This window comes from Thalassotalea sp. Y01 (assembly GCF_012932945.1).
Classification (GTDB): Bacteria; Pseudomonadota; Gammaproteobacteria; order Enterobacterales; family Alteromonadaceae; genus Thalassotalea_A.
Genome location: NZ_JABBXG010000004.1, coordinates 285,177 through 307,788, shown reverse-complemented (window position 1 = coordinate 307,788; position 22,612 = coordinate 285,177). Strand labels below are relative to the sequence as shown.

The window sequence follows — 22,612 nt, the reverse complement described above, 5'->3', positions numbered from 1 at the left end:
TGCAAAGCAAGGTAAGCCCCCACTGTACCTTAGTCGGCAGTCCCGCTGTCATCATCATTAACTCTTGCGAGAAATGATCTAAGACCGGTAACTTTGCGTCCCTAGTTTTCACTAGGTTTGCCTTGGACGAGCTAGGTAAGTAGCCCTATGTGTGATTATAGCCAAAAAGTTCGCGCTGTAAATAAAATATTAAAAAAATGTGGTAAAATTTTACCATTATTGTCTAAAAGACATGATTTTTAAGGGAATTATCAATAGTTATGAGTCAAGTTTTAAACGAATTACTCGGTTTATTAAAGTTGCAGACATTGGATGACAACCTATTTGTTGGTCAAAGTCAGGATTTGGGTTTTCGCGCCTTATTTGGTGGCCAGGTTATTGGACAGGCATTGTCTGCGGCTAGGCAAACCGTGGCAAAAGAGCGTTCTTTGCACTCCTTTCATTCCTACTTTTTATTGCCTGGGGATGCCAAAAAACCAGTTATTTATATGGTGGATATTAGTCGCGATGGCAGAAGTTTTTCGACTCGCCGGGTGCAAGCGATGCAAAATGGTAAGGTTATTTTTAACTTAATGGCGTCGTTTCAAATCGTCGAAGATGGTTTTGAGCACCAAGATGAGATGCCGGATGTGCCTGGTCCTGATGGTTTGATGAGCATTTACGACTTGCAGCTTAAACATAAAGATAAAATCCCAGAAGCAATGCACGCCACCATATTTGCCGAGCGACCTATCGAGTTTCGCCCCGTTAAAGAATATGACTGGCTCAACCCGCAAAAATCCGAACCTTGGAATCAAGTATGGATGCGTGCCAAAGGTGATATGCCGGATATTTTAGGTATCCACAAATACGTGCTCGGTTATGCCTCAGATTATAATTTCTTGCCAACTTCGGTGCACCCGCATGGACGCAGTGTTTGGTCGAAAAACTTTCAAATCGCCACCATAGATCATGCCATGTGGTTTCATCGCCCATTTCGTTTTGACGATTGGTTGTTGTATGACATTGATAGCCCATCGGCAAGTGGTGGTCGCGGTCTGGTCAGAGGCAAGATTTTTAATCGCGATGGTCAGTTGGTGGCATCGACCATTCAAGAAGGGGTTATTCGCCAGCGCTAATTAACGCTTTTGGCATACAAACTTGATTTAGTGAAATAAAAAACGGGGCTAGCAGATAACTGTTAGCCCCGTTGTTATATCTATCGCCTGGTTAGATTTTCGCTTGTGTACTTTGCCAATCAAAACCGGTAGGTGCTTGAAATAGTCGCAACTCAAATAATGGTGCGATAGCCATCAAATGGTCAAAAATATCCGCCTGTAAATTTTCATAATTTACCCAGACAATGTCATTGGAGAAGAAATACACTTCCAATGCCACACCAAGCTCAGTTGGTTCAAGTTGGCGAACCATGCAGGTCATGTTGTTGTGAACATTTGGATGATGACGCAAATATTCGGTGATATAGGCTCTAAATGTGCCAATATTTGTTAATCGTCGGCTATTTGGATTGCTTAAATCGTTAATGCCTTTTTGCTGATGATATTCACTTATCTGGTTTTGCTTCAACTGCAGGTATTGGTTTAAAAACTCAAACTGCGACAGTTTGTCGAGCAGCTCGTCACTGCAAAAGCTGATGCTGTTCATATCGATGCGAATGCTGCGCTTTATGCGACGGCCGCCGGATTTGCTCATGCCACGCCAGTTTTTAAACGACTCGCTGATCAATGCGTAGGTTGGGATGGTGGTGATGGTGTTATCCCAGTTTTTGACCTTTACAGTATTCAGCGCAATTTCTAAAACATCACCGTCGGCGCCATATTGTGGCATCGAGATCCAATCACCCGGCGCCACCATGCGATTGGCAGAAATTTGAATACTAGCAACCAAGCCTTTGATGGTATCTTGAAACACCAATAACAATACCGCGGTTAATGCACCTAAACCACTTAGTAGTATGACCGGCGATTTATCGATGGCGATGGAGACAGCGAGGATCACCGCGACCATGTATATCGCCAATTTCATTAATTGAATGGTGGCATTAAGCGGCAGATACTTTTCTTTACTTTGTTCTTCAAACAGGCTGTAGATAACATTGAGGATGGCACTAAAACAGCGAGCTACCTGAATGGCGATCAGCACTTTGACAAACAAATCTAATGCCGACATTAACCTTGGATTTTCGCCAATAAAAAAGCCGCTGGCGCCAAGCATGATAACCAGAGGAACCAACCAAGCAAAACGACTAAACACACTGTGCTCGACCAGCAAGTCATCCCATTCGTTGCGGGTTTTGCTGACCAAGCGATGTACCAGTGCTAATACTTGGTTTTTAGCGATATAGAAACTGAACCAGCACACCATGAGCAACAAGAAAAAGCCAATTGCGGCGGAGACAGACGGAATCATTCTGGCGGATAAGCCAGTTAACGATAGATAATGTTGGATAAGTTCAGACATATTTTTAGTTTATTAGCAGTTTTCCAATAGGTTAACTCTGTCGCATGCAAACGGCAACACCTTTACTTTCAGGTGAAAGGAATAAGAAAACACAAGTAATTATAAGTGTTTATTAAAAGGTTGTTGCTTAATTGAGCGGTTTCTGGTTTCTTTAGGTAATAGCGAGTGGGTAACAATCCTGGCCGGGTAGCGATTGCGCATCCGGCATCTGTCGTTGCCATAAAGTTGTTGTCAAAAGGTTGTCGCCATATTCGGTGCAATCAGTCATAAGTCAAAACAAGATAACCTATATTAAGGACATAAAAATGAAGCGGGTGGTGGTAAAAGTGGGAAGTGCGTTAATCGCACCGGATGGCAAGGGTTGTAATTCTCGCCATATGCTGCCCATTGCCCAGTTTATTCGTGAGTTTCAGCAGCAAGGTATTGAAGTGGTGTTAGTGTCGTCTGGCGCAGTGGCGGCAGGACGTATCCATATTGCCCACGGCAGTGCCAATCCTTCGATTGCCGCAAAACAAGCGATGGCATCGGTTGGTCAGTCACAATTGATGGCGCAATGGCAGCGATTTTTTGACGGGCCATGTTCACAGTTGTTGATCACCCATGGCGATCTAAAAGACCGTGCGCGTTATATCAATATTAAGAATACCCTGCGTTTGTTGCTGGAAAATAACATCCTGCCTATTGTCAATGAAAATGACACTGTCGCCACGCAAGAGCTGAAAGTAGGCGATAATGATAATTTAGCGGCCTTGGTTGCTATGGTGTGTGATGCCGACGCGTTATTGATTTTAAGTGATGTTAATGGCGTTTATGATGCCGATCCACGCAGCAATAAAGATGCGCAATTGATCAATCAAATTGACCATATCGATGATTCGGTGTTTGCCATGGCTGGCGGCACACGTAATCACCTTGCTACTGGCGGGATGCGCACCAAAATTGAAGCGGCACAAAAAGCCTGTGAACATGGTATTCATACCTATATCATCAATGGCTCTGACAGTGACAGTTTTAAAGCGTTTTTAGCGGCGCAAAATCCCGGTACCCATTTTGTTGCCAATCGCAGCTTAAAGAAAGCGAAAAAGCATTGGCTTAAACATACCTTGCTCAGTCAGGGCTCGATTGTTATCGACAAAGGGGCGATAACCGCCTTGCTTGAACGTGGCGCCTCACTGCTCGCCAGTGGTATCAAGGAGATTTACGGTGATTTTGTCAAAGGTGAAACGGTCAATATCACCGCGCATTGTGGCACACGCATATTAGCCAAAGGCATTGTCCAATACAGCAGTAATGAACTGCAACGCATCATGGGCAAAAACTCAGCGCAAATTGTTGAAATATTAGGTTTTTGCCCATCGGTTGAGGTGATACATCGCGACGATATGGTGCTATTAGTTGAAGAAGTAGAAGAGGACTAAGCATGACAAATTTCAATATTGAGCAAGCAGCTCAACAGGCTCGTTTAGCCTCATTACAGATTGCTAAACTCAGCACAGACAGTAAAAACCAATTGTTAACCTTGATGGCCGATACCATTGCTGCCAACAAAAGCAAAATACTTGATGCTAACGGCAAAGATATTGCCGCTGGGCGCAGTAAAGGCTTATCCGAGGCAATGTTAGATCGTTTGTTGTTAACCAACGAGCGCATCGATGGTATTCGCGCGGCGATTATTGATATCGTGAATTTGGCCGATCCCGTCGGCAATAAGTCGGCAGTCACTAAGCGCCCAAATGGTATCGAAGTAAGCAAAATGCGTATTCCATTAGGCGTGGTGGCGATGATTTATGAAGCTCGCCCTAATGTCACCGCTGAGGCGGCGGCGTTGTGCATAAAATCTGGTAACGCGGTGATTCTGCGTGGTGGCTCTGAGGCATTACACTCGAATTTGGCCATCGCTGAATTGTTGCACCAAAGCTTGCAACAGTGTCAATTAAGCGCGGACATTGCCACCGTCATTCCTGATCCATCGCGACAAGTGATCAGTGAGATGTTGACCTTAAATCAGTACATCGATTTGGTGATCCCGCGCGGCGGCGAAGGCTTAATTCGTTTTGTCAGCGACAACTCGCGCATACCGGTGATTCAACATTTTAAAGGGGTTTGCCACCTATACATTGATAAATACGCCGACTTGGATAAAGCGGTTAATATTCTTATTAATGGCAAAACCCAACGACCTAGCGCCTGTAATGCCATTGAAACTGTGCTGGTTCATAAAGACATCGCCGCTGAGTTTTTACCTGTGGCAAATATTGCGTTAAAACCGTTTGCGGTTAGTGTGCATGCCTGTGCTGACAGTATCGATTATTTTCAGCAAGCCAGCCTTGCCAGTGACGCAGATTATGCCGCAGAGTATTTGGCGCAAGAAGTGGCGGTTAAACAGGTAGATAGTTTTGCTGCGGCAATTGCTCACATTGAGCGTTATTCATCGGATCATACCGAGGTGATTGTTAGCCAAGATTATTCTCGTACTAATGCCTTTGTTAGTGCGGTAAATTCTTCGGTGGTGATGGTCAATGCTTCATCGCGTTTTTCCGATGGCGGAGAACTTGGATTGGGCTCTGAAATTGGTATTTCCACCAGTAAATTACATGCCTATGGGCCAATGGGATTACAAGCATTGACTACGCAAAAGTTTGTGGTTTTAGGCGATGGTCAGGTGCGACCGTAATCTAGCGTGTTTTATATGCCTGGCTTATATCTGTGGCTAATATAAATGAGTGGTTGTTATTGACCACTCATCTCGCCGCATATTGCGGTACCGAGAATTTTCACCAGTTGCTTCTTACGTTCTGTTGAGCCCAATACCCACATCAGCTTGGTCGTCGCTGCCTCAGGGGTCATATCTCGGCCATCAATAATAAACTCGCTGCGTAGGTTTTTACCGGCGGCATAACGCATGATATCAAGGCTGCCATTGTATACATCGGTAACAATGACCGCACACTTAAAGCGATCGCCAGTACGCTGTTTGGCTTCTTTAACCACTTCGGCTAAATTAAAATTATTTGGCGCAGTACCGCTACCAAATACGCGAACCACCAAGCCTTCAATATCACTGCCTTCAATGATCTTTAACAGCATTTCACCGCTAAAACCTGGGCTAAGATTAATGCTCAATACTTTGTCGCTAAACCCTAGTGAGTCACTGTTTAATGGCGGATAACTGTTCGGCTGGCGACGCAATTGTTCGGCAAAAATGGTTGGCACTGGAAACAGTTCACCAAGAATTTGTGCGTTCGGGGTACTAAAGCCAATCGCCGAGCGGGTACTGGATTTGCGTGAACGATTACCGCGAAATAACTGGCCCGCAAAACAAATCATCACTTCGGTTAATTGCGGTAAAGACTTTCCGGCTTGGTCGGCAACAAACAGGGCTAGGCGCAGGTTTTGTAAACCGTCACTGCCTGGCTTGCTAAGTGGCACTTGAGCCCCGGTGATCACCACAGGTTTGTTGTTTTGCGCCAAGGCAAACGATAATGCCGAGGCGGTATAGCTCATGGTATCGGTGCCATGCAAAATAACGAAACCATCGTAGTCATCATTCTCACGAATGATCATCTCCGCCATGGCGTTATAATGGGTTGGGCCAATTTCACTGGAGTCGCTGGTGCCAATCACCTCACCATTGCTAAGTTGCAATGGCTTTACTTCAATTTTTGAACATAAATCACTGGTCAAATCTTCAATAAGCTCAACCAATACTTCGCCTTTGGAAGCTTGCAGTTCACCACTGGCTTTTGCCGCCATGGTGATGGTACCGCCGGTATTGATAACCAGTATCTTATTGCTGCTTTGATTCATGATAATGTTTCGCCGTTAAATTTTTCGCCATTTTACGCAATTTTTTCATACACACAAACAAAAAAACGCCGGTAATGCCGACGTTTATTTTCAGTGCTTGCGACTGTCTTGTTGCGACAGTCTTAAGTATAAGACTATTGTTCGCTTTCGACGATACGTTTCATATCGGTCATATAGCCGCGCAGTTGTTTACCAACCACTTCGACAGGGTGGCTACGAATCGCTTCATTGACTTCAATTAGACGCACGTTATCTACACCGTTTGATGCTGACGCCAAGCCTGAGCCAATATCTTCGGCTGTTAAATCGGCAACGAAGTCTTTCAACATAGGCACTGCCGCATGCGAGAATAAGTAGTTACCATATTCCGCAGTATCTGAGATAACAACATTCATCTCGTACAACTTCTTACGGGCAATACAGTTGGCAATCAATGGCGTTTCATGCAGTGATTCATAATAGGCTGACTCTTCGATAATACCGGCAGCACACATGGTTTCAAATGCCAACTCGACACCGGCTTTGACCATAGCAACCAGATAAATGCCTTTGTCATAGAATTCTTGTTCACTGATCTCGGCATCGCTTGTGCCAGCTTGTTCAAAACTGGTATTGGCTGTGCCTTCTCGCCAGGTCAACAAGTTGTCATCATTGTTGTTCCAGTCGGCCATCATGGTTTGTGAAAAGTGACCATCGATAATGTCATCCATATGCTTGTTAAACAACGGACGCAAAATCACTTTCAATTGTTCTGCCATATCAAAGGCACGGATTTTTGCTGGATTCGATAAGCGATCCATCATATTGGTGATGCCACCGTGCTTCAGGCCTTCGGTTACTGTTTCCCAGCCATACTGGATAAGTTTTGCCGCATAGGCGCTGTCTAAGCCGTCACTGATCATTTTTTCATGAGCGAGGATGGCACCGGTTTGCAACATGCCACATAAAATGGTTTGCTCACCCATCAAGTCTGATTTAACTTCGGCAATAAACGATGACTCTAATACACCCGCACGGTCACCACCGGTGGCGCTTGCGTATGCTTTGGCAATCGCTAAGCCATCGCCTTTTGGATCATTTTCAGGGTGAACAGCGATTAAGGTTGGCACACCAAAACCACGTTTGTATTCTTCACGTACCTCAGTACCTGGGCATTTTGGCGCGACCATCACAACTGTAATGTCTTCACGAACCTGCATACCTTCCTCAACGATATTAAAACCGTGCGAATACGACAGAGTTGAACCTTGCTTCATCAATGGCATAACAGCGGTAACAACATTGGTGTGTTGCTTATCAGGAGTTAAGTTCAATACCAAATCGGCCTGAGGAATTAATTCTTCATAGGTACCAACGGTAAAACCGTTATCAGTAGCCCACTGCCAAGATTGACGTTTCTCGCTGATTGCTGCTTCGCGCAATGCATAAGAGATGTTCAAACCAGAGTCACGCATATTCAGACCCTGATTCAGACCTTGTGCACCACAGCCAACAATGACGATGTTCCAGTCTTTGATGAAGTTGCAGCCATCGCTGAATTCTTCGCGTTTCATAAAACGACACTTGCCCAACTGTTTAAGTTGATCGCGCAAGCTTAGGGTATTGAAATAATTTGCCATAACGGACTCCATTGAGGTGGCAGATTTTAGGATGAGCCATAACCTTAGCCTAAAACATGTATTGCTTAAAATGATATATTTGCATTATTATGTTTCATTATGTGAAATGATGTTTGTTTTTAAGGGCTGACGGTGGATAAAAAGTTATTACAAGTATACGTGCACTTGTGTGATTCGTTGCACTTTGGCCAAACAGCACAGGCACATCATGTCAGTCCGTCGACTTTGTCGCGGATGATTCAGCGTATTGAAGATGACATTGGTTTGCGCTTGCTGATTCGTGATAATCGCAGCGTCATATTGACTGATGCAGGTGAAAAATTTCGTGATTTTGCCAAGGCCCAGTTGGCTCAGTGGCAACAATTTGCATTGGCATTAGCCAAAGACCAGCACGAATTAAGCGGTAGATTAACCATTTATTGCTCGGTGACCGCGGCCTATTCGCATTTGCCTGGCATGCTTGATGGTTTTCGTCGCCAACATCCCAAAGTGGAAATCATGCTGCAAACCGGTAATGCCAATGACGCCATAGACAAGGTGTTGCAGGGGCAAGCCGATCTTGCCATTGCCGCGCAAGATGATAAACAATCCGACGCTGTGTGCTTTCAAGACTTAGCACATATCCCACTAACGCTGATTGCACCCACCATAGATTGTCAGATAACACGGCAACTCGATGAAGGCGGGCAATGGCAACAGCTACCGATTATTTTTCCCGATCACGGTCCTGCACGACAACGCTTTGAGCGATTTTTAAAGGCGCATGGGGTCAGTAAACCACAGGTATACGCCACGGTATCCGGGCATGAAGCCTTGGTATCTATGGTAGCGCTTGGCTGTGGTATTGGTATCGCGCCACAGGTGGTAATTGACAACAGCCCAGTTAAAGAGCGCATTCGCTCGTTAGCCAGTGATGTCGCTATTGCGCCATTTGTGCTTGGACTTTGTTGTCAGCAAAAGCGTCGCAGCGAACCCTTGATAGCAGCATTTTATCAATCGTTGCAAAACAACACAGCGGATTAAGGGCCAACACTTTCGGTCAGATGACGTATCAGCCGGTCCATGGCTCGATAGCTTAACGCTTCGACTAAATCGGCTCGATGTATGTCGGTTTGTTGTTTAAGATCGGCAATGGTACGGGCAATTTTTAGAATTTTATGATGTGCTCTGGTCGACAGACCGAGTTTTTCCATTGCCAAATCAAGAAACTCAGCATCGTCATCGACCAATCGACAGTAACGCTTTAGCTGCGGGCTGGTTAGGTGGGCATTGGCTTTGCCTTGGCGTGTTAATTGCCGCTGACGACAGGCGACCACACGTTGTCGAATAAACTCACTACTCTCTTCATTGCCATTGGCTTGATTCCAAGCGCCTTTGGGCAGACGAGCCACTTCTAGCTGAATATCAATACGATCTAAAAACGGCCCTGACAGTTTGTTGAGGTAGCGTAATATTTGCTCGGGGGTGCTGCGTCGATCGCTGTAAAAACCGGTTGGGCTGGGATTCATTGCCGCCACCAATTGAAACTGAGCCGGGTAGGTGGTTTTGTGTAACGCTCTGGAAATGGTCACCTCGCCAGACTCCATTGGCTCGCGCAATACATCGAGCACCTTGCGATCGTACTCAGGCAGTTCATCGAGAAATAAAATGCCGTTGTGGGCTAAGGATATTTCACCGGGCATCGGTGTTGAACCGCCGCCAACCAAGGCTGCTGATGACGCAGTATGGTGCGGCGCGCGAAATGGCCGAATATGCCAACGGCTGGTATCAAAATCATCGCTGCAAATCGATTGAATTGCCGCTGCTTGTAATGATTCTTCATCGGTCATCGCGGGCAATATGCCAGGTAGACGTGATGCCAACATGGTTTTACCGGTGCCCGGTGGGCCGATAAACAGAAGGTTGTGTGATCCTGCAGCAGCAAGCTCGAGTGCGCGCTTGGCAAGCGGTTGCCCAATGACATCTTGCATATCGGCAGAGTGACATGGTGGTTTGAGGGCTTGTTGAGCAGCGGCATCTTCGGCTTGCTGATGCAATGGTAACCGTTGCTGACCACTAAAATGCGCGAATAACTGATCAAGACGCTGCAGGGCGATGATCGCCACACCGTCAACTCGACTGGCTTGCGCGGCGTTGGCTTTTGGTAAAAACAATTGCCGGTTAGCCTCTCTAACCGCCATTGCCATAGGAATATCGCCAACGATTTTTCGTAATTGACCATTCAGTGCCAGTTCACCGGCAAACTCATAATCGTCGATTTGGTTTTTTGGTAATTGTTGCGATGCAACTAGGATACCGACAGCGATAGGCAAATCAAAATGGCCGCCATCTTTTGGCAAGTCAGCCGGTGCGAGGTTGACGACGATTTTCTTTTGTGGAAACTCAAAGCCACAATTGATGATGGCACTGCGTACTCGGTTTTTCGCTTCTTTTACCGAAGTTTCTGCCATGCCGACCATGTGAAATGCCGGTAAGCCATTACTGAGGTGAATTTCAATACATACTTGCGGTGCGTCGAGACCAATACGGGCACGACTGTAAATACTGGCTAAACTCATTTGATGTCCTTATCAAGATGTTTTCCCTATGCCATTAAGTCTAGTTGGCAATGGTGATAACTGTAAAATTGAATTTTGAGTTGAATTGAATGCATAACTATTCGCTTTCAATGGTTTTAAATAGTTATAAAAAATATCTTGTATCGCAGAATCAGCTATGCTAAATATTAATGAATCGTTACTGACAGGGCATTAATGGCGATTTTTGCTTTGTCGTTACTTAAAACGAAAATAAAAGAAACTGGTATGAAATTTAGCAAACTTGAACTGATTAAACTAATTCGCGTGGTGATTATTCTCCACACGCGGGTGCGTTGTTGATTCGGTTTGCCGATGTTACAACCCCCCGCTTCGATAAGAACCGGGGGGTTTATTTTTTCTTGCATAGTTATTCTTGAAAAATAAGGGTAACAGAGCAAGTGTCACCAGAAGTGGACAAAAAAGTCGAAATAAAATTGACCAAATTGACTAAAAAGGTCGACATAGAGCATAAAAATGTTGAAGATCGATGCCAGCAAAATTCAGGCCTGTGGCCAGACACGACAAATAGTTAGGAAAAAACAATGGCTAAAGTAAACGCTGAGCAAATTTGGTTTAATGGTGATTTGATGCCTTGGGGTGATGCCAAGGTACACGTAATGAGTCATGCTCTTCATTATGGTTCATCAGTATTTGAAGGTATCCGTGCGTATGACACGCACAAAGGTACGTGTATTTTCCGTCATCGTGAGCACATTGAGCGTTTGTTCGATTCTGCCAAGATTTATCGTATGAACATTCCTTTCTCGGTTGATCAAGTGATGCAAGCGTGTCGTGATTCAGTCGCGGAAAATGGTCTGAAATCTGCATACCTGCGCCCATTGGCGTTTCTTGGTGATATCGGTATGGGCTTGCGTCCAGCGGATGATGCCATTGCGGATTTAATGATTGCCGCGTTTAGCTGGGATGCCTATCTAGGTGCTGATGCTATGGAAAGCGGTGTTGATGTTGGTGTATCAAGCTGGAATCGTCTGGCGCCAAACACCATGCCAACTGGCGCTAAAGCTGGTGGTAACTACCTTTCTTCACAACTTATTTCACGTGAAGCGGCGCGTCACGGCTACACCGAAGGCATCGCCCTTGACGTAAACAACTATGTCAGTGAAGGCGCAGGTCAGAACTTATTCTTGGTACGCAAAGGTGTTATTTACACGCCACCAGCGACCTGTTCAATCTTGCCTGGTTTGACCCGTGATACGGTTATCACGTTGGCGAAAGAGCTAGGCTTTGAAGTACGTGAAGAGTTAATTGCTCGTGAAGGTCTATACCTTGCCGACGAATTCTTTATGTGTGGCACAGCGACAGAGATCGTACCGGTAAGTACCGTTGATGGTATGACCGTTGGTACTGGCAAACGTGGTGAAATCACCAAGAAGCTACAAGATGCATTCTTTGGCTTGTTTGACGGTAGCACCGAAGACAAATGGGGTTGGTTAGACCCTGTTAAATAACCTGTCTCGTTAATTCGGATTTCAACTATCTCCAACTAAGTTGATTTCTGATTCAGGCAGGTGTTCAAAGGGCAGGCGTTAAGCCTGTCCTGGTATAAAACAAATTTTTTTGGTTTTAAGGAAAACACTATGCCTAAATTGAGATCGGCAACTTCAACGCAGGGCCGAAATATGGCCGGCGCCCGTGCCCTATGGCGCGCCACAGGTATGACCGATGATGATTTTGGAAAGCCGATCATTGCGGTTGTAAACTCGTTCACACAATTCGTTCCTGGTCATGTACATCTCAAAGATATGGGACAGCTGGTTGCTGGTGCCATAGAAAAAGTCGGCGGTGTTGCCAAAGAATTCAATTCCATCGCAGTTGACGACGGCATTGCCATGGGGCATTCCGGCATGCTGTATTCATTGCCATCTCGCGAGCTGATTGCCGACTCTGTGGAATACATGATCAATGCACACTGTGTTGATGCCATGGTTTGTATCTCCAATTGTGACAAAATCACCCCAGGCATGTTAATGGCAGCAATGCGTCTTAATATACCGGTTGTGTTTGTTTCCGGTGGACCAATGGAAGCCGGTAAAACCAAACTCAGTGAGCAAATCATTAAATTGGATTTGGTGGATGCCATGATTCAAGGCGCCGATCCAAGTGTGTCTGATGAACAGTCGGCGCAAATTGAACGCTCAGCGTGTCCAACATGTGGTTCTTGCTCGGGCATGTTTACCGCCAATAGTATGAACTGTCTTGCCGAAGCACTTGGTTTAGCCTTGCCTGGTAACGGTTCAATGCTGGCTACCCATGCGGATCGTGAACAACTGTTTTTAAAAGCTGGCGAACAAATTGTTGAGCTAACTAAGCGTTATTATTTTGGCGACGATGACTCGGTATTGCCACGCAATATTGCCACCAAGCGTGCCTTTGAAAATGCCATGTGTCTCGATATTGCCATGGGCGGCTCGACCAATACGGTGTTGCATTTATTGGCGGCAGCGATTGAAGGTGATGTTGATTTTGATATGAGTGATATTGATCGCTTATCTCGCAAAGTGCCGCATTTGTGTAAAGTTGCCCCAAGCACGCAAAAATACCATATGGAAGATGTGCACCGTGCCGGTGGTGTGGTGGGTATTTTAGGTGAACTGGCCCGGGCCGGTTTACTGGATACCTCGGCGCGCAATGTATTGTGTAGCTCGTTAGAAGAATTGCTCAGCAAGTATGATGTCGCAGTGACGGACGATGAAGCGGTAAAAACTTTTTATCGCGCAGGTCCTGCCGGCATTCGTACTACGCAGGCATTCTCACAAAGCTGTCGTTGGGACAGCCTAGATGTTGATCGAGAGCAAGGCTGTATTCGTAGTCTAGATAATGCCTTTAGCCTTGACGGTGGTTTGGCGGTGCTGTTTGGTAATATTGCTGAAAATGGCTGTATTGTGAAAACAGCTGGTGTTGCCCCGGAAAATTTAGTCTTTAATGGTACTGCCCATGTATTTGAAAGTCAGGATGATGCGGTAGAAGGCATTCTTGGCGGTAAGGTTGTTGAAGGTGATGTGGTTGTTATCCGCTATGAAGGGCCTAAAGGTGGTCCAGGTATGCAAGAAATGCTATACCCTACGACCTATTTGAAATCGATGGGCTTGGGCACCAAGTGTGCATTGATAACCGATGGTCGCTTCTCAGGTGGTACCTCGGGTCTTTCAATTGGTCACGTGTCTCCTGAAGCCGCTGCCGGTGGCGCGATAGCACTTATTGAAAATGGTGATGCCATTGCCATCGATATTCCTAACCGTAAAATCAATCTTGAAATCGATGATCACGTATTGGCTGAGCGTCGCAAGGCGATGCAAGCAAAAGGCAAGCACGCCTTCAAACCGGTCAATCGTGTTAGACCAATAAGTTATGCACTAAAGACCTACGCAATGTTAGCTACTAGTGCCGATATGGGCGCGGTGCGTAATACCCAGTTACTCGACGAGCAAGACTAGGAGCCAGTTATGGCTGATACCGATGCAAACCAAGGCTCATGGCACGCTGATAACGTGCCGCTAACCGCCAATGAACAACTCGCGGTTAATGAAATGGGACTGGATTATTTACGCCGTATTCTAACCTCGCCAGTTTATGATGTGGCGGTAGAAACCGCCTTAACGGAATTGTCGCGACTGTCGCTGCAAACCGGCAATGACATCTATTTAAAGCGTGAAGATCAACAACCTGTGCACTCATTTAAATTGCGTGGTGCATACAACCGTTTGTGTCAGTTAAGCGATCAGCAAAAGTCTTTGGGGGTTATTGCCGCGTCTGCTGGTAATCATGCGCAAGGCTTGGCCTTGGCGGCAAAACGTCTTGGCGTGCAGGCAACCATTATGATGCCAATCACCACCCCTGATATTAAGGTCGACAATGTACGTCGCTTTGGCGGCGAAGTGCGTTTAATCGGTAAAAGCTTTAATGAAGCGGCGCAAGCGGCATTGTTGGCGGCGGCTGATGAGCAAAAAACCATGATTCATCCTTTTGACGATGAAGATGTGATTGCCGGTCAAGGTACCGTTGCCAAAGAATTAATGCAGCAGTTACCGGATGCGGATGTGGTATTTGTGCCTGTTGGTGGCGGTGGTTTGCTTGCCGGTATGGCGGTTTACATCAAACAATTAAACCCTCAGGTAAAAGTCATCGGCGTCGAAGCACAAGATTCCGCCTGTTTAGCGGCTGCGTTAAACGCAGGTAAACCTGTCGATCTTAGTCATGTTGGTCTATTTGCTGACGGGGTCGCGGTAAAACGCATTGGTGAGCATACCTTTTCGTTAATCCGTCACTTTTGCGATGAAGTTATCACCGTTTCAAGTGATGAAATCTGTGCATCGATTAAAGAGATTTTCGAACAAACTCGAGTTATTGCCGAGCCTGCTGGGGCATTGTCGCTAGCTGGTTTATTGAAATACTGCCAAACCTCCAAAGGTAATGAAAAATTGGCGGCGGTGCTATCTGGCGCGAATATGAATTTCCACTCTTTGCGTTATGTTTCTGAGCGATGTGAATTGGGTGAGCAAAAAGAAGCGGTATTAGCGGTTGAAATTCCGGAACAAAAGGGCAGTTTTCGGCAATTCTGCAAAGCCTTAGGTGGTAAAGCCATCACCGAATTTAACTACCGCTACGGTAAGTCGGATAATGCCCATATTTTTGTCGGCGTGCGGCTGACTGAGGGTAAGCAAGAACTGCAAGACATCGTTGCTGATTTGCGCAGCAGTGGTTATAAAGTCAATGATTTGACCGATAATGAATTGGCTAAGTTGCATGTGCGATATATGATTGGTGGCTCTAGCCATGATACCGTTGATGAGCGATTATTTAGCTTTGAATTTCCCGAGCATCCCGGTGCATTAGAGATGTTTCTCGATACTTTAGGTGAGCATTGGAATATATCGTTGTTTCATTACCGCAACCATGGTGCAGCATTTGGCCAGGTGTTAGCAGGGGTGCAGGTGCAAGATGACGACGAGCTGGCGTTTTTCCGCCATTTGAAAGACTTGGGTTATCAGTTTAAAGAAGAAACCGACAACCCGGCATATCAGCTGTTTTTAGGGGATTAGGCCAAGTAGCCTAGCCCTAACAGCTTAGCTCTTATAACAGAGCCCTAATAACTTAGTCGTTACAACCGTTTTCGTCGTTTAATTTGGCTTCAAGTTCAGCGACTTTAGCGGCTAACTCATCAAGCTTTGCGCGTGTCTTAATTAACACTTGAGTCTGTACGTCAAACTCTTCGCGGCTGACCACATCTAGCTGTGATAGCTTGCTTTGCAGTACCTGTTTAGCCTTACTTTCAAAATCATTGGCGACATTTTTAACCTGAGGAGGGATCGCCTCGGTGATTTGTTTGGCTATGTCTTCAATTTTCTTGGCGTTGATCATCTTGTTACTCTCATTTTTACGACTGTGACAATAATACTGCCTGATTATCCTAAATGGTAGCGAATCAGCGAAAATAATAGTCATCGATGGCGCTAAAATTCTATGATCAACATCAAAAACCAAGTAAAATTTGTTTTTTGTTGATCAACCAATATTGTCTTTTATGCAGCTCAACCCCAGACAGAACGAAGCCAAAAATTATGTGAGTGGACCCTGCCTAGTGCTTGCTGGCGCCGGCTCAGGTAAAACCGGTGTTATCTGTCAGAAAATCTCCTACCTTATTCAGGAATGTGATTACAAGGCGCGTAATATCGCTGCGGTGACCTTTACCAATAAGGCGGCGCGCGAGATGAAGGAAAGGATGACCAAAATGCTCGGTCGCGACCTCAGTCGTGGTCTAACGGTCTCGACCTTTCACTCTTTGGGGCTAGATATTGTTCGTCGTGAGCTAAAAATATTAGGCTTTAAACCCGGCTTTACTCTGTTTGATGACCAAGACACCTTGGCATTGTTAAAAGAGCTTACCGAAAAAGAACTTGATGGTGATAAAGAACTATTATCACGGTTGCAAAGCACGATTTCCAATTGGAAAAATGACCTGTTGTTGCCGGATAGCGTATTAAAACGCGCTAATGGTGCCGACGAGGTTTTGTTTGCTGAGTTTTATCAACGATATCATCAACATATGCGTGCTTATAACGCACTTGATTTCGATGATCTGATTTTAATTCCAACCTTATTATTACGCAATTATGATGAGGTAAAACAACGTTGGCAGAAAAAAATTCAATACCTGTTAGTCGATGAATATCAAGATACCAATACCAGCCAATATGAGATGGTTAAGTACTTGGTTGGCGAACGCGCACGCTTTACCGTGGTTGGTGACGACGATCAGTCTATCTATTCATGGCGTGGTGCGAAGCCGCAAAATCTGGTGCTTTTGGGTAAAGATTTCCCCAATTTGAAGTTGATCAAGTTGGAGCAAAATTATCGTTCCAGCGGCCGTATACTCAAATGTGCCAATGTATTGATTGCCAATAATCCGCATGTTTATGACAAATCACTGTTTAGTGAATTAAGTTATGGTCCAGAGTTGCGAGTGGTTAAAACCAAAAACGAAGATCATGAAGCTGAACGGGTCGCCGGTGAATTACTGGGGCATCGCTTCCTAAATAAAAGTAAGTACAAAGATTACGCCATTCTCTATCGCGGTAATTTTCAGTCGCGAGTGATTGAAAAGGTGTTAATGCAAAACCGTATTCCATACAAGATTAGTGGTGGCACGTCGTTTTTCTCGCGTTCGGAAATCAAAGACATTATGGCGTACCTGCGTCTTATCGTTAATCCCGATGACGACAATGCCTTTTTGCGTATTGTGAATGTGCCAAAGCGTGAAATAGGTCCAGCGACATTAGAAAAGCTGGGAAGCTTTGCCAATATCAAACAAATCAGTATGTTTGCCGCCAGTTTTGACCCTGACTTGGAGCGATCTTTGTCTGGCCGTGGTTTGGCCGCGGTGCAAAAATTTGGCCGCATGATTGTTGAAACTGAAGACAACGCTAACCGAGGTGACAGCGCCGCAGTCTTGCGTAGTTTTATTCAGAGCATCAACTACGAAGATTGGCTGTACGATACCTCGCCAAGCCCAAAAGCTGCGGAAATGCGCATGAAAAACGTCACCACCTTATTTAGTTGGGTGACCGATATGCTCGAAGGCACGGAACGTGATGAGCCGATGACATTAGCGCAAGTGGTAACTCGCTTAACCTTACGTGACATGATGGAGCGCGGCGAAGAAGAGGACGACGCAGATCAGGTGCAACTTATGACCTTGCATGCCTCTAAAGGTTTGGAGTTTCCTTATGTCTATCTGATTGGCATGGAAGAAGGCATGTTACCGCACCAAACCAGTATTGATGAGGATAATGTTGAAGAAGAACGACGCCTGGCTTATGTTGGCGTTACTCGAGCGCAACGTGAACTTATTTTCACCTATGCACAAGAACGTCGTCAGTACGGTGAAGTGATTCGTACCGAGCCATCACGCTTTTTGTATGAAATGCCGCAAGACGATTTGCAGTGGGAACAAAGTGGCAAACGCCAACAAAGTGCGCAGGAAACCCAAGCCAAAGGCAAGGCTGGAGTGGCAGGCTTACGTGCGATGCTGGCACAAAAAAATAGTTCAGAGTAACCTCGCTTAAGGTCTTTAGCATCAGGCCGTTAACGCGAGGTCTCTAACGCTAAGTCGTTAACATTAGGTGGTGACTAATTTATCAACCACCGTCTCGGCAGGTTTGTGCTCAGGTTGTTGCTTTAACATATCTAATTCGGCGCGATGGTATAACTCTTCAACGTCGTCAGCATCTGACAGCATGGCACTGATGCCTGTATGAATCGGCGCTTGTACCTTAAGTTGTGCGACGGACATGACATCATCGGCAAATATATTCTGAATACGATCTTGTAAATGATTACCTTCTACCATAGTGGTTTCCGGCATCACTAGGGCAAACCCTCGATCGCTGACTCGTGCCAATAACATGCCTTCACCGACCAAGGACTTTAACTTATCGGCGACATGACGCGTATATTGTTCGGTGATTTGGTGGCCATAGTTCTTAATCATCTGTTGTGATTCACTAATAAGCACCACCATTAAACTTAATGGTCGGTGGGCTTTGCGGGCATCGTTAAACAGCTTTGCTGATTCAATTAAGAAGTATTGCTTATTGGTACAGCCGGTGAGCATATCGGTTGTCTCATAGATGCTGAGCTGATTTTCGTACACCCGTGATTGGCGCGAGAATAAAACTAACACGATAATAACTTCGACCATGGTAAACAGTACCACGGACTGATAAATCGCATGGTTCATTGCATCATCAAGCACAATTAATGGCTGCGGGTTAGGCACATTTTCGCAATACAAAAACAAGGCAATGGCGGTAATGCTGTGCAAGGCTTTGGTTTTGATTTGCGCCGTATCAAATAATAAGAACACCCCAGTAGGCACTAGATAATAGTACAGATGCATGCCAGATTGGTTATCGACATAGACATTGGTGGTTACCCACAAATGCAATAACAATACGCCAAAGAACCAATTTTTCGCTAAGTAGATACGATTATACTTCATCAGCCACGGGCCAATGGTGTAAGCGAAGGTGAAGGTAAGGTTAATAATGCCGACAAGCGGTTTACCCAATACCAGCAAATAAAGTAGTGAATAGCTAAGGGCAATGAATACGGTAAAAATTGACACGTAATTAGACATGCGAATTCGTGCAGCCTGATGAAACGGCTTCAACTCTGTACCATATTGAACAATCTGTTTAAGCATAGCGCCACTTTGCTAGAGAAGGTGAAGTATCGATTCTACCTTTTCCAGACAAAGATACACAATGTATTATGGGAAATCATATTGAATGGGCATTTAACGCTATGTAAAGTGTTAAGCGCAATGGTCGATGTCATCATCTTGTTTGTTGTTTAACAATTTTGGCTGGCCAAGGTAATAGCCTTGACCAAAGTGACAACCGGCATCGATGGCTTTTTGCCATTGGCGTTTATTTTCCAGACCCTCTGCGACAAGATTAAAGCCAAAACTTTGCCCTAAACTGACCAATGACTTGGCAAGTTGTAGATTCTTATCGTTATTTACAAAAGAGCGGACAAATTGTTGATCCAGTTTTATCAGTTTGAATGGGTAATTATTTAAGTAATTAAGTGATGATATGCCACTGCCATAATTATCGAGTGCTAAGCGTACTCCGGTTTGCTGAAGCAGCTTGAGATTCTGCAATGTTTGCTTTGCCTGCTCATTAAAAGCTTTCTCATTAAATTCGATAATAAGATTTTCGGGTTCGACCAGATTATCTCTGATCAGTTTTATCAAGGCTCGAGTCTGCTTGTTGTGCTGCAAATGTTTACCAGACAAATTAATACTGATAAACAAGTTCTCTTGCTGCGCTTGCCATTGTTCTAATTGATCTGCGACTTGTTGCATTAACCTGTGCTCAATATCAATGATCAAGCCGCTATCTTCGGCGATCTGCAAAAATGTGTCAGGTGTCATCTGTTTGTGTTCAGGATGCTGCCAACGCAACAATGCTTCATAGCCAATGACTTTTTTAGACTGTAATTCGCAAATTGGTTGATACAACAGACTGAATTCGTCGTTAATAATGGCCTTATGCAATTGCTGTTCAATGTTCAGGTTACACAGAAGTTCTTCACGCATTGACTCATCATAAAACATCAAGCGTCCACGACCCATTGACTTAGCTTGGTACATGGCGGCATCGGCATCGCGAAGCACTTCCGTTGCGCTTTGGTATTTATGATCGCAAATGGCAATACCAACACTGGCACTGGTATAAAGGTTGTTTCCTTCCAGTTCGAAAGGTGCTTTGATGGTTTCAATAACACGACCTGCAATGTCTTCAGCATCGTCATTGTGTGCCAGGCTATCGAGTAAAACAACGAATTCGTCACCACCAAGGCGAGACAAGATATCGTTGCCACGAATGCATTCAAGGATACGCTTGGCGATTTCAATCAATAATAAATCTCCCACATGATGACCAAGGGTATCGTTAATTACTTTAAAGCGGTCGATATCGATAAACAGTACCGCAAAACGGTGATTTGGGTGACGTTTGATGTGCTTAATGGCATGTTCAAGACGGTCGGTAAACATGGCGCGATTCGGCAATTTAGTTAACGCGTCATGATGGGCATCATAATATAATTTCAGTTCGCTTTTGCGTTTCTGCTCGACTTGCTGACGTAAACTCAAGTTACTCTTTTGTAGGTGCTGGGTTTTCGCAAACACAATGTCTGCTACGTCTTTACTGTACATTTTGAGCAGTTCACTGGCTTTGTTGCGATGAATCGCAGCGGCAATAATACGGGCGATAAAACGAATCAGCTCAAGGTTAACCGAGGTTTGTTTATTCTGGTTAATAAAACCTTTGATGCCAATGATGCCGATAATCACATCATCAATTAATAACGGCGCGGCCAACCATACATCAACCAAGTGGGTGTGCTTTTGTCGCTTCGGAAATGGTCGTTCGACAATGCTGCTGTCAGGCTCCCAAATGCTCACGGTATCATGATTGATTAATACCGGCTTGGCGATGGAGGTAATAAACTCGACCACATCTGGTGTCAGTTGTTGTTCTATCGGCGAACAATTCAACTCGTCAACGTAGTAATGATCGGCATGCAATTGATTGCCTTGAGTGAACTGCTGAATATATAAATTTTTGGCAGGAAAATAACGGCGAATAATAGCTTGAAGCTGTGGGTAAAACACAGCCATATCTGTCACTGTGCTACAAAGCTCAGCGAGTTCCAATAATCCTGTCTGGGTTTTTTTGGTTGTTTTGTATCGACCCAGTAATTGTTTTAGTTTAGCAGGCGAAGTGCCTTTGCCAGTTAGCATCAAGTTCCTTGTTCCATCAAAGAGCGTTTACCCGGTTAATTTATCGATTATATGGGCTTATAAACACCCTGAGTTCCTAGTGTAGGTGAACAACCGCCACAACGCCAAGTTCAACACCGTTAAAAATGCTCATAGTATAGAAAAACTCTGACTTTCTTGAGGATTAACAATGATTAAATTTGGTATGTTTGAGGCAATAAAAAACCGGGAAAATCCCGGTTATTTCATAAACTTATCTATCCACATGTGATTTTTATCTCGGTGCGGAATAGCTGCCGTGAGGCTTAGATATCGGTAATAGAGCCCTTAAGCTTGTTTAAGGCGTTTTTCTCTAATTGACGCACACGTTCAGCAGATATTTGGTATTTATCAGCCAAATCTTGCAAGGTTGATTTGTTCTCAGTTAACCAACGGGTCTTGATGATATCTTGACTGCGTTCGTCTAACGTTGACAGGGCATTGAATAGTTGGCCGTTAACATGGTTATCCCAGTTAGCCGATTCAACTTGCTCAGACAAATCTGATGATTGGTCTTGTAAAAACTGAGCTGGTGCATAGGTGCTACCACCTTGACCGCCATCGTCGTCGTTATCGGTCAAATCAAATGCTTGATCCGAGCTCGCCATGCGGTTTTCCATTTCCAACACATCTTTGGTGCTGACACCGAGTGTTTCGGCAACGGTATTCACTTCTTCTTGGCTAAACCAACCTAGGCGTTTTTTGTTTTTACGTAGATTGAAAAACAATTTGCGTTGCGCTTTGGTGGTGGCAATTTTAACAATACGCCAATTTTTCAAAACAAATTCATGAATTTCAGCTTTGATCCAATGCACAGCAAATGACACCAAACGCACACCAACTTCTGGGTTGAATCGTTTAACGGCTTTCATCAGACCGATGTTACCTTCTTGGATAAGATCCGCTTGAGGTAATCCGTAGCCTGAGTAGCTTTTGGCAATATGGATAACGAAACGTAGGTGCGACATGATCAAATCTTGTGCTGCAGCTAGGTTGTTATCTGAATATAAACTGGAGGCAAGTTCCTGTTCGCGCTCAGCTGTCAGCATAGGAATGCCGTAAGCCATTTGCACGTATGCTTCAATGCTGCCACTTTGTGGAACAGTTAAGGCCATTGATTGCACATTCTTAGTCATCTGTACCCCTTATAAAATCTAGGTTTGTTGTAAAGCAAAGCCAATAAAAATTTGGCTAGAACTCTGGATACTAGCATAGCTTTCTAGAGATCGCTAATATAAAAAAATGGATTATTTAATCGAAAAAATAGGTGAATAGAATTACTAGCTTAACTATATGAT

The 22,612-nt window shown here is 44.8% G+C and carries 17 protein-coding genes and 1 riboswitch; of the genes, 8 read left to right on the top strand and 9 right to left on the bottom strand.

Annotated features, from left to right (window positions below; genetic code table 11):
• Positions 1 to 32 precede the first annotated feature (32 nt).
• Positions 33 to 132, bottom strand: a riboswitch (cyclic di-GMP riboswitch).
• A gap of 128 nt (positions 133 to 260) precedes the next feature.
• Positions 261 to 1,118, top strand: a complete 858-nt coding sequence (gene tesB / locus HII16_RS07990; RefSeq protein ID WP_169129065.1) for an acyl-CoA thioesterase II — start codon at positions 261 to 263, stop codon at positions 1,116 to 1,118.
• Positions 1,119 to 1,209: 91 nt separating this feature from the next.
• Here the strand turns inward: tesB and HII16_RS07985 are convergent, their stop codons facing one another.
• Positions 1,210 to 2,460, bottom strand: a complete 1,251-nt coding sequence (locus HII16_RS07985) for a mechanosensitive ion channel family protein (protein WP_169129063.1) — start codon at positions 2,458 to 2,460, stop codon at positions 1,210 to 1,212.
• Between the two features lie 305 nt (positions 2,461 to 2,765).
• Between HII16_RS07985 and proB the strand changes: the two genes are divergently transcribed.
• Positions 2,766 to 3,878: a glutamate 5-kinase gene (gene proB, locus HII16_RS07980; RefSeq protein ID WP_169129061.1), complete on the top strand. Its 1,113-nt coding sequence runs from the start codon at positions 2,766 to 2,768 to the stop codon at positions 3,876 to 3,878.
• A gap of 2 nt (positions 3,879 to 3,880) precedes the next feature.
• A complete protein-coding gene (locus HII16_RS07975) occupies positions 3,881 to 5,134 on the top strand; it encodes a glutamate-5-semialdehyde dehydrogenase (protein WP_169129059.1) in 1,254 nt (417 codons plus the stop codon).
• Positions 5,135 to 5,190: 56 nt separating this feature from the next.
• On the opposite strand, the gene HII16_RS07970 is transcribed toward HII16_RS07975, so the two are convergent.
• On the bottom strand, positions 5,191 to 6,267 hold the full coding sequence (locus HII16_RS07970) for an asparaginase (protein WP_169129057.1): 1,077 nt from the start codon (positions 6,265 to 6,267) through the stop codon (positions 5,191 to 5,193).
• A 134-nt stretch (positions 6,268 to 6,401) separates the two neighbouring features.
• Positions 6,402 to 7,886, bottom strand: coding sequence for a ketol-acid reductoisomerase (gene ilvC, locus HII16_RS07965; protein ID WP_169129055.1), 1,485 nt, complete (start codon positions 7,884 to 7,886; stop codon positions 6,402 to 6,404).
• 132 nt (positions 7,887 to 8,018) lie between these two features.
• Here ilvC and ilvY point away from each other — a divergent pair, with 132 nt between their 5' ends.
• Positions 8,019 to 8,909 (top strand): HTH-type transcriptional activator IlvY, encoded by an 891-nt coding sequence (gene ilvY / locus HII16_RS07960; RefSeq protein WP_169129053.1) that lies wholly within the window; start codon positions 8,019 to 8,021, stop codon positions 8,907 to 8,909.
• On the opposite strand, the gene HII16_RS07955 is transcribed toward ilvY, so the two are convergent.
• Both HII16_RS07955 and HII16_RS07950 read right to left on the bottom strand, forming a co-directional pair.
• Positions 8,906 to 10,444, bottom strand: coding sequence for a YifB family Mg chelatase-like AAA ATPase (locus HII16_RS07955; protein ID WP_169129051.1), 1,539 nt, complete (start codon positions 10,442 to 10,444; stop codon positions 8,906 to 8,908). The genes ilvY and HII16_RS07955 overlap by 4 nt on opposite strands.
• A 167-nt stretch (positions 10,445 to 10,611) precedes the next feature.
• The gene (locus tag HII16_RS07950; protein ID WP_135438572.1) at positions 10,612 to 10,830 is read right to left on the bottom strand and encodes a hypothetical protein; all 219 of its coding nucleotides are present in this window, start codon (positions 10,828 to 10,830) and stop codon (positions 10,612 to 10,614) included.
• A 177-nt stretch (positions 10,831 to 11,007) separates the two neighbouring features.
• Between HII16_RS07950 and HII16_RS07945 the strand changes: the two genes are divergently transcribed.
• The 3 genes from HII16_RS07945 (at position 11,008) to ilvA (ending at position 15,525) form a co-directional block, all read left to right on the top strand.
• Complete coding sequence (locus HII16_RS07945; RefSeq protein WP_169129049.1) at positions 11,008 to 11,934, top strand: branched-chain amino acid transaminase; 927 nt, start codon at positions 11,008 to 11,010, stop codon at positions 11,932 to 11,934.
• A 129-nt stretch (positions 11,935 to 12,063) separates the two neighbouring features.
• Positions 12,064 to 13,920 carry a dihydroxy-acid dehydratase gene (ilvD, locus tag HII16_RS07940; RefSeq protein WP_169129047.1) on the top strand — a complete coding sequence of 619 codons (1,857 nt, stop codon included), beginning with the start codon at positions 12,064 to 12,066 and terminating at the stop codon, positions 13,918 to 13,920.
• A 93-nt stretch (positions 13,921 to 14,013) separates the two neighbouring features.
• Positions 14,014 to 15,525 (top strand): threonine ammonia-lyase, biosynthetic, encoded by a 1,512-nt coding sequence (gene ilvA, locus HII16_RS07935; RefSeq protein ID WP_169129231.1) that lies wholly within the window; start codon positions 14,014 to 14,016, stop codon positions 15,523 to 15,525.
• Positions 15,526 to 15,577: 52 nt separating this feature from the next.
• Here ilvA and HII16_RS07930 read toward each other — a convergent pair whose 3' ends face one another.
• Positions 15,578 to 15,844, bottom strand: coding sequence for an accessory factor UbiK family protein (locus HII16_RS07930; RefSeq protein WP_169129045.1), 267 nt, complete (start codon positions 15,842 to 15,844; stop codon positions 15,578 to 15,580).
• Positions 15,845 to 16,007: 163 nt separating this feature from the next.
• Between HII16_RS07930 and rep the strand changes: the two genes are divergently transcribed.
• Positions 16,008 to 18,038 (top strand): DNA helicase Rep, encoded by a 2,031-nt coding sequence (gene rep / locus HII16_RS07925; protein ID WP_169129043.1) that lies wholly within the window; start codon positions 16,008 to 16,010, stop codon positions 18,036 to 18,038.
• 63 nt (positions 18,039 to 18,101) lie between these two features.
• Here the strand turns inward: rep and HII16_RS07920 are convergent, their stop codons facing one another.
• From HII16_RS07920 to rpoH, 3 genes are all read right to left on the bottom strand, one after another.
• Positions 18,102 to 19,187, bottom strand: a complete 1,086-nt coding sequence (locus HII16_RS07920; RefSeq protein ID WP_169129041.1) for a GGDEF domain-containing protein — start codon at positions 19,185 to 19,187, stop codon at positions 18,102 to 18,104.
• A gap of 111 nt (positions 19,188 to 19,298) precedes the next feature.
• Positions 19,299 to 21,296 (bottom strand): EAL domain-containing protein, encoded by a 1,998-nt coding sequence (locus HII16_RS07915; protein WP_169129039.1) that lies wholly within the window; start codon positions 21,294 to 21,296, stop codon positions 19,299 to 19,301.
• A 284-nt stretch (positions 21,297 to 21,580) separates the two neighbouring features.
• Positions 21,581 to 22,450: an RNA polymerase sigma factor RpoH gene (gene rpoH, locus HII16_RS07910; RefSeq protein ID WP_135438565.1), complete on the bottom strand. Its 870-nt coding sequence runs from the start codon at positions 22,448 to 22,450 to the stop codon at positions 21,581 to 21,583.
• Positions 22,451 to 22,612 lie beyond the last annotated feature (162 nt).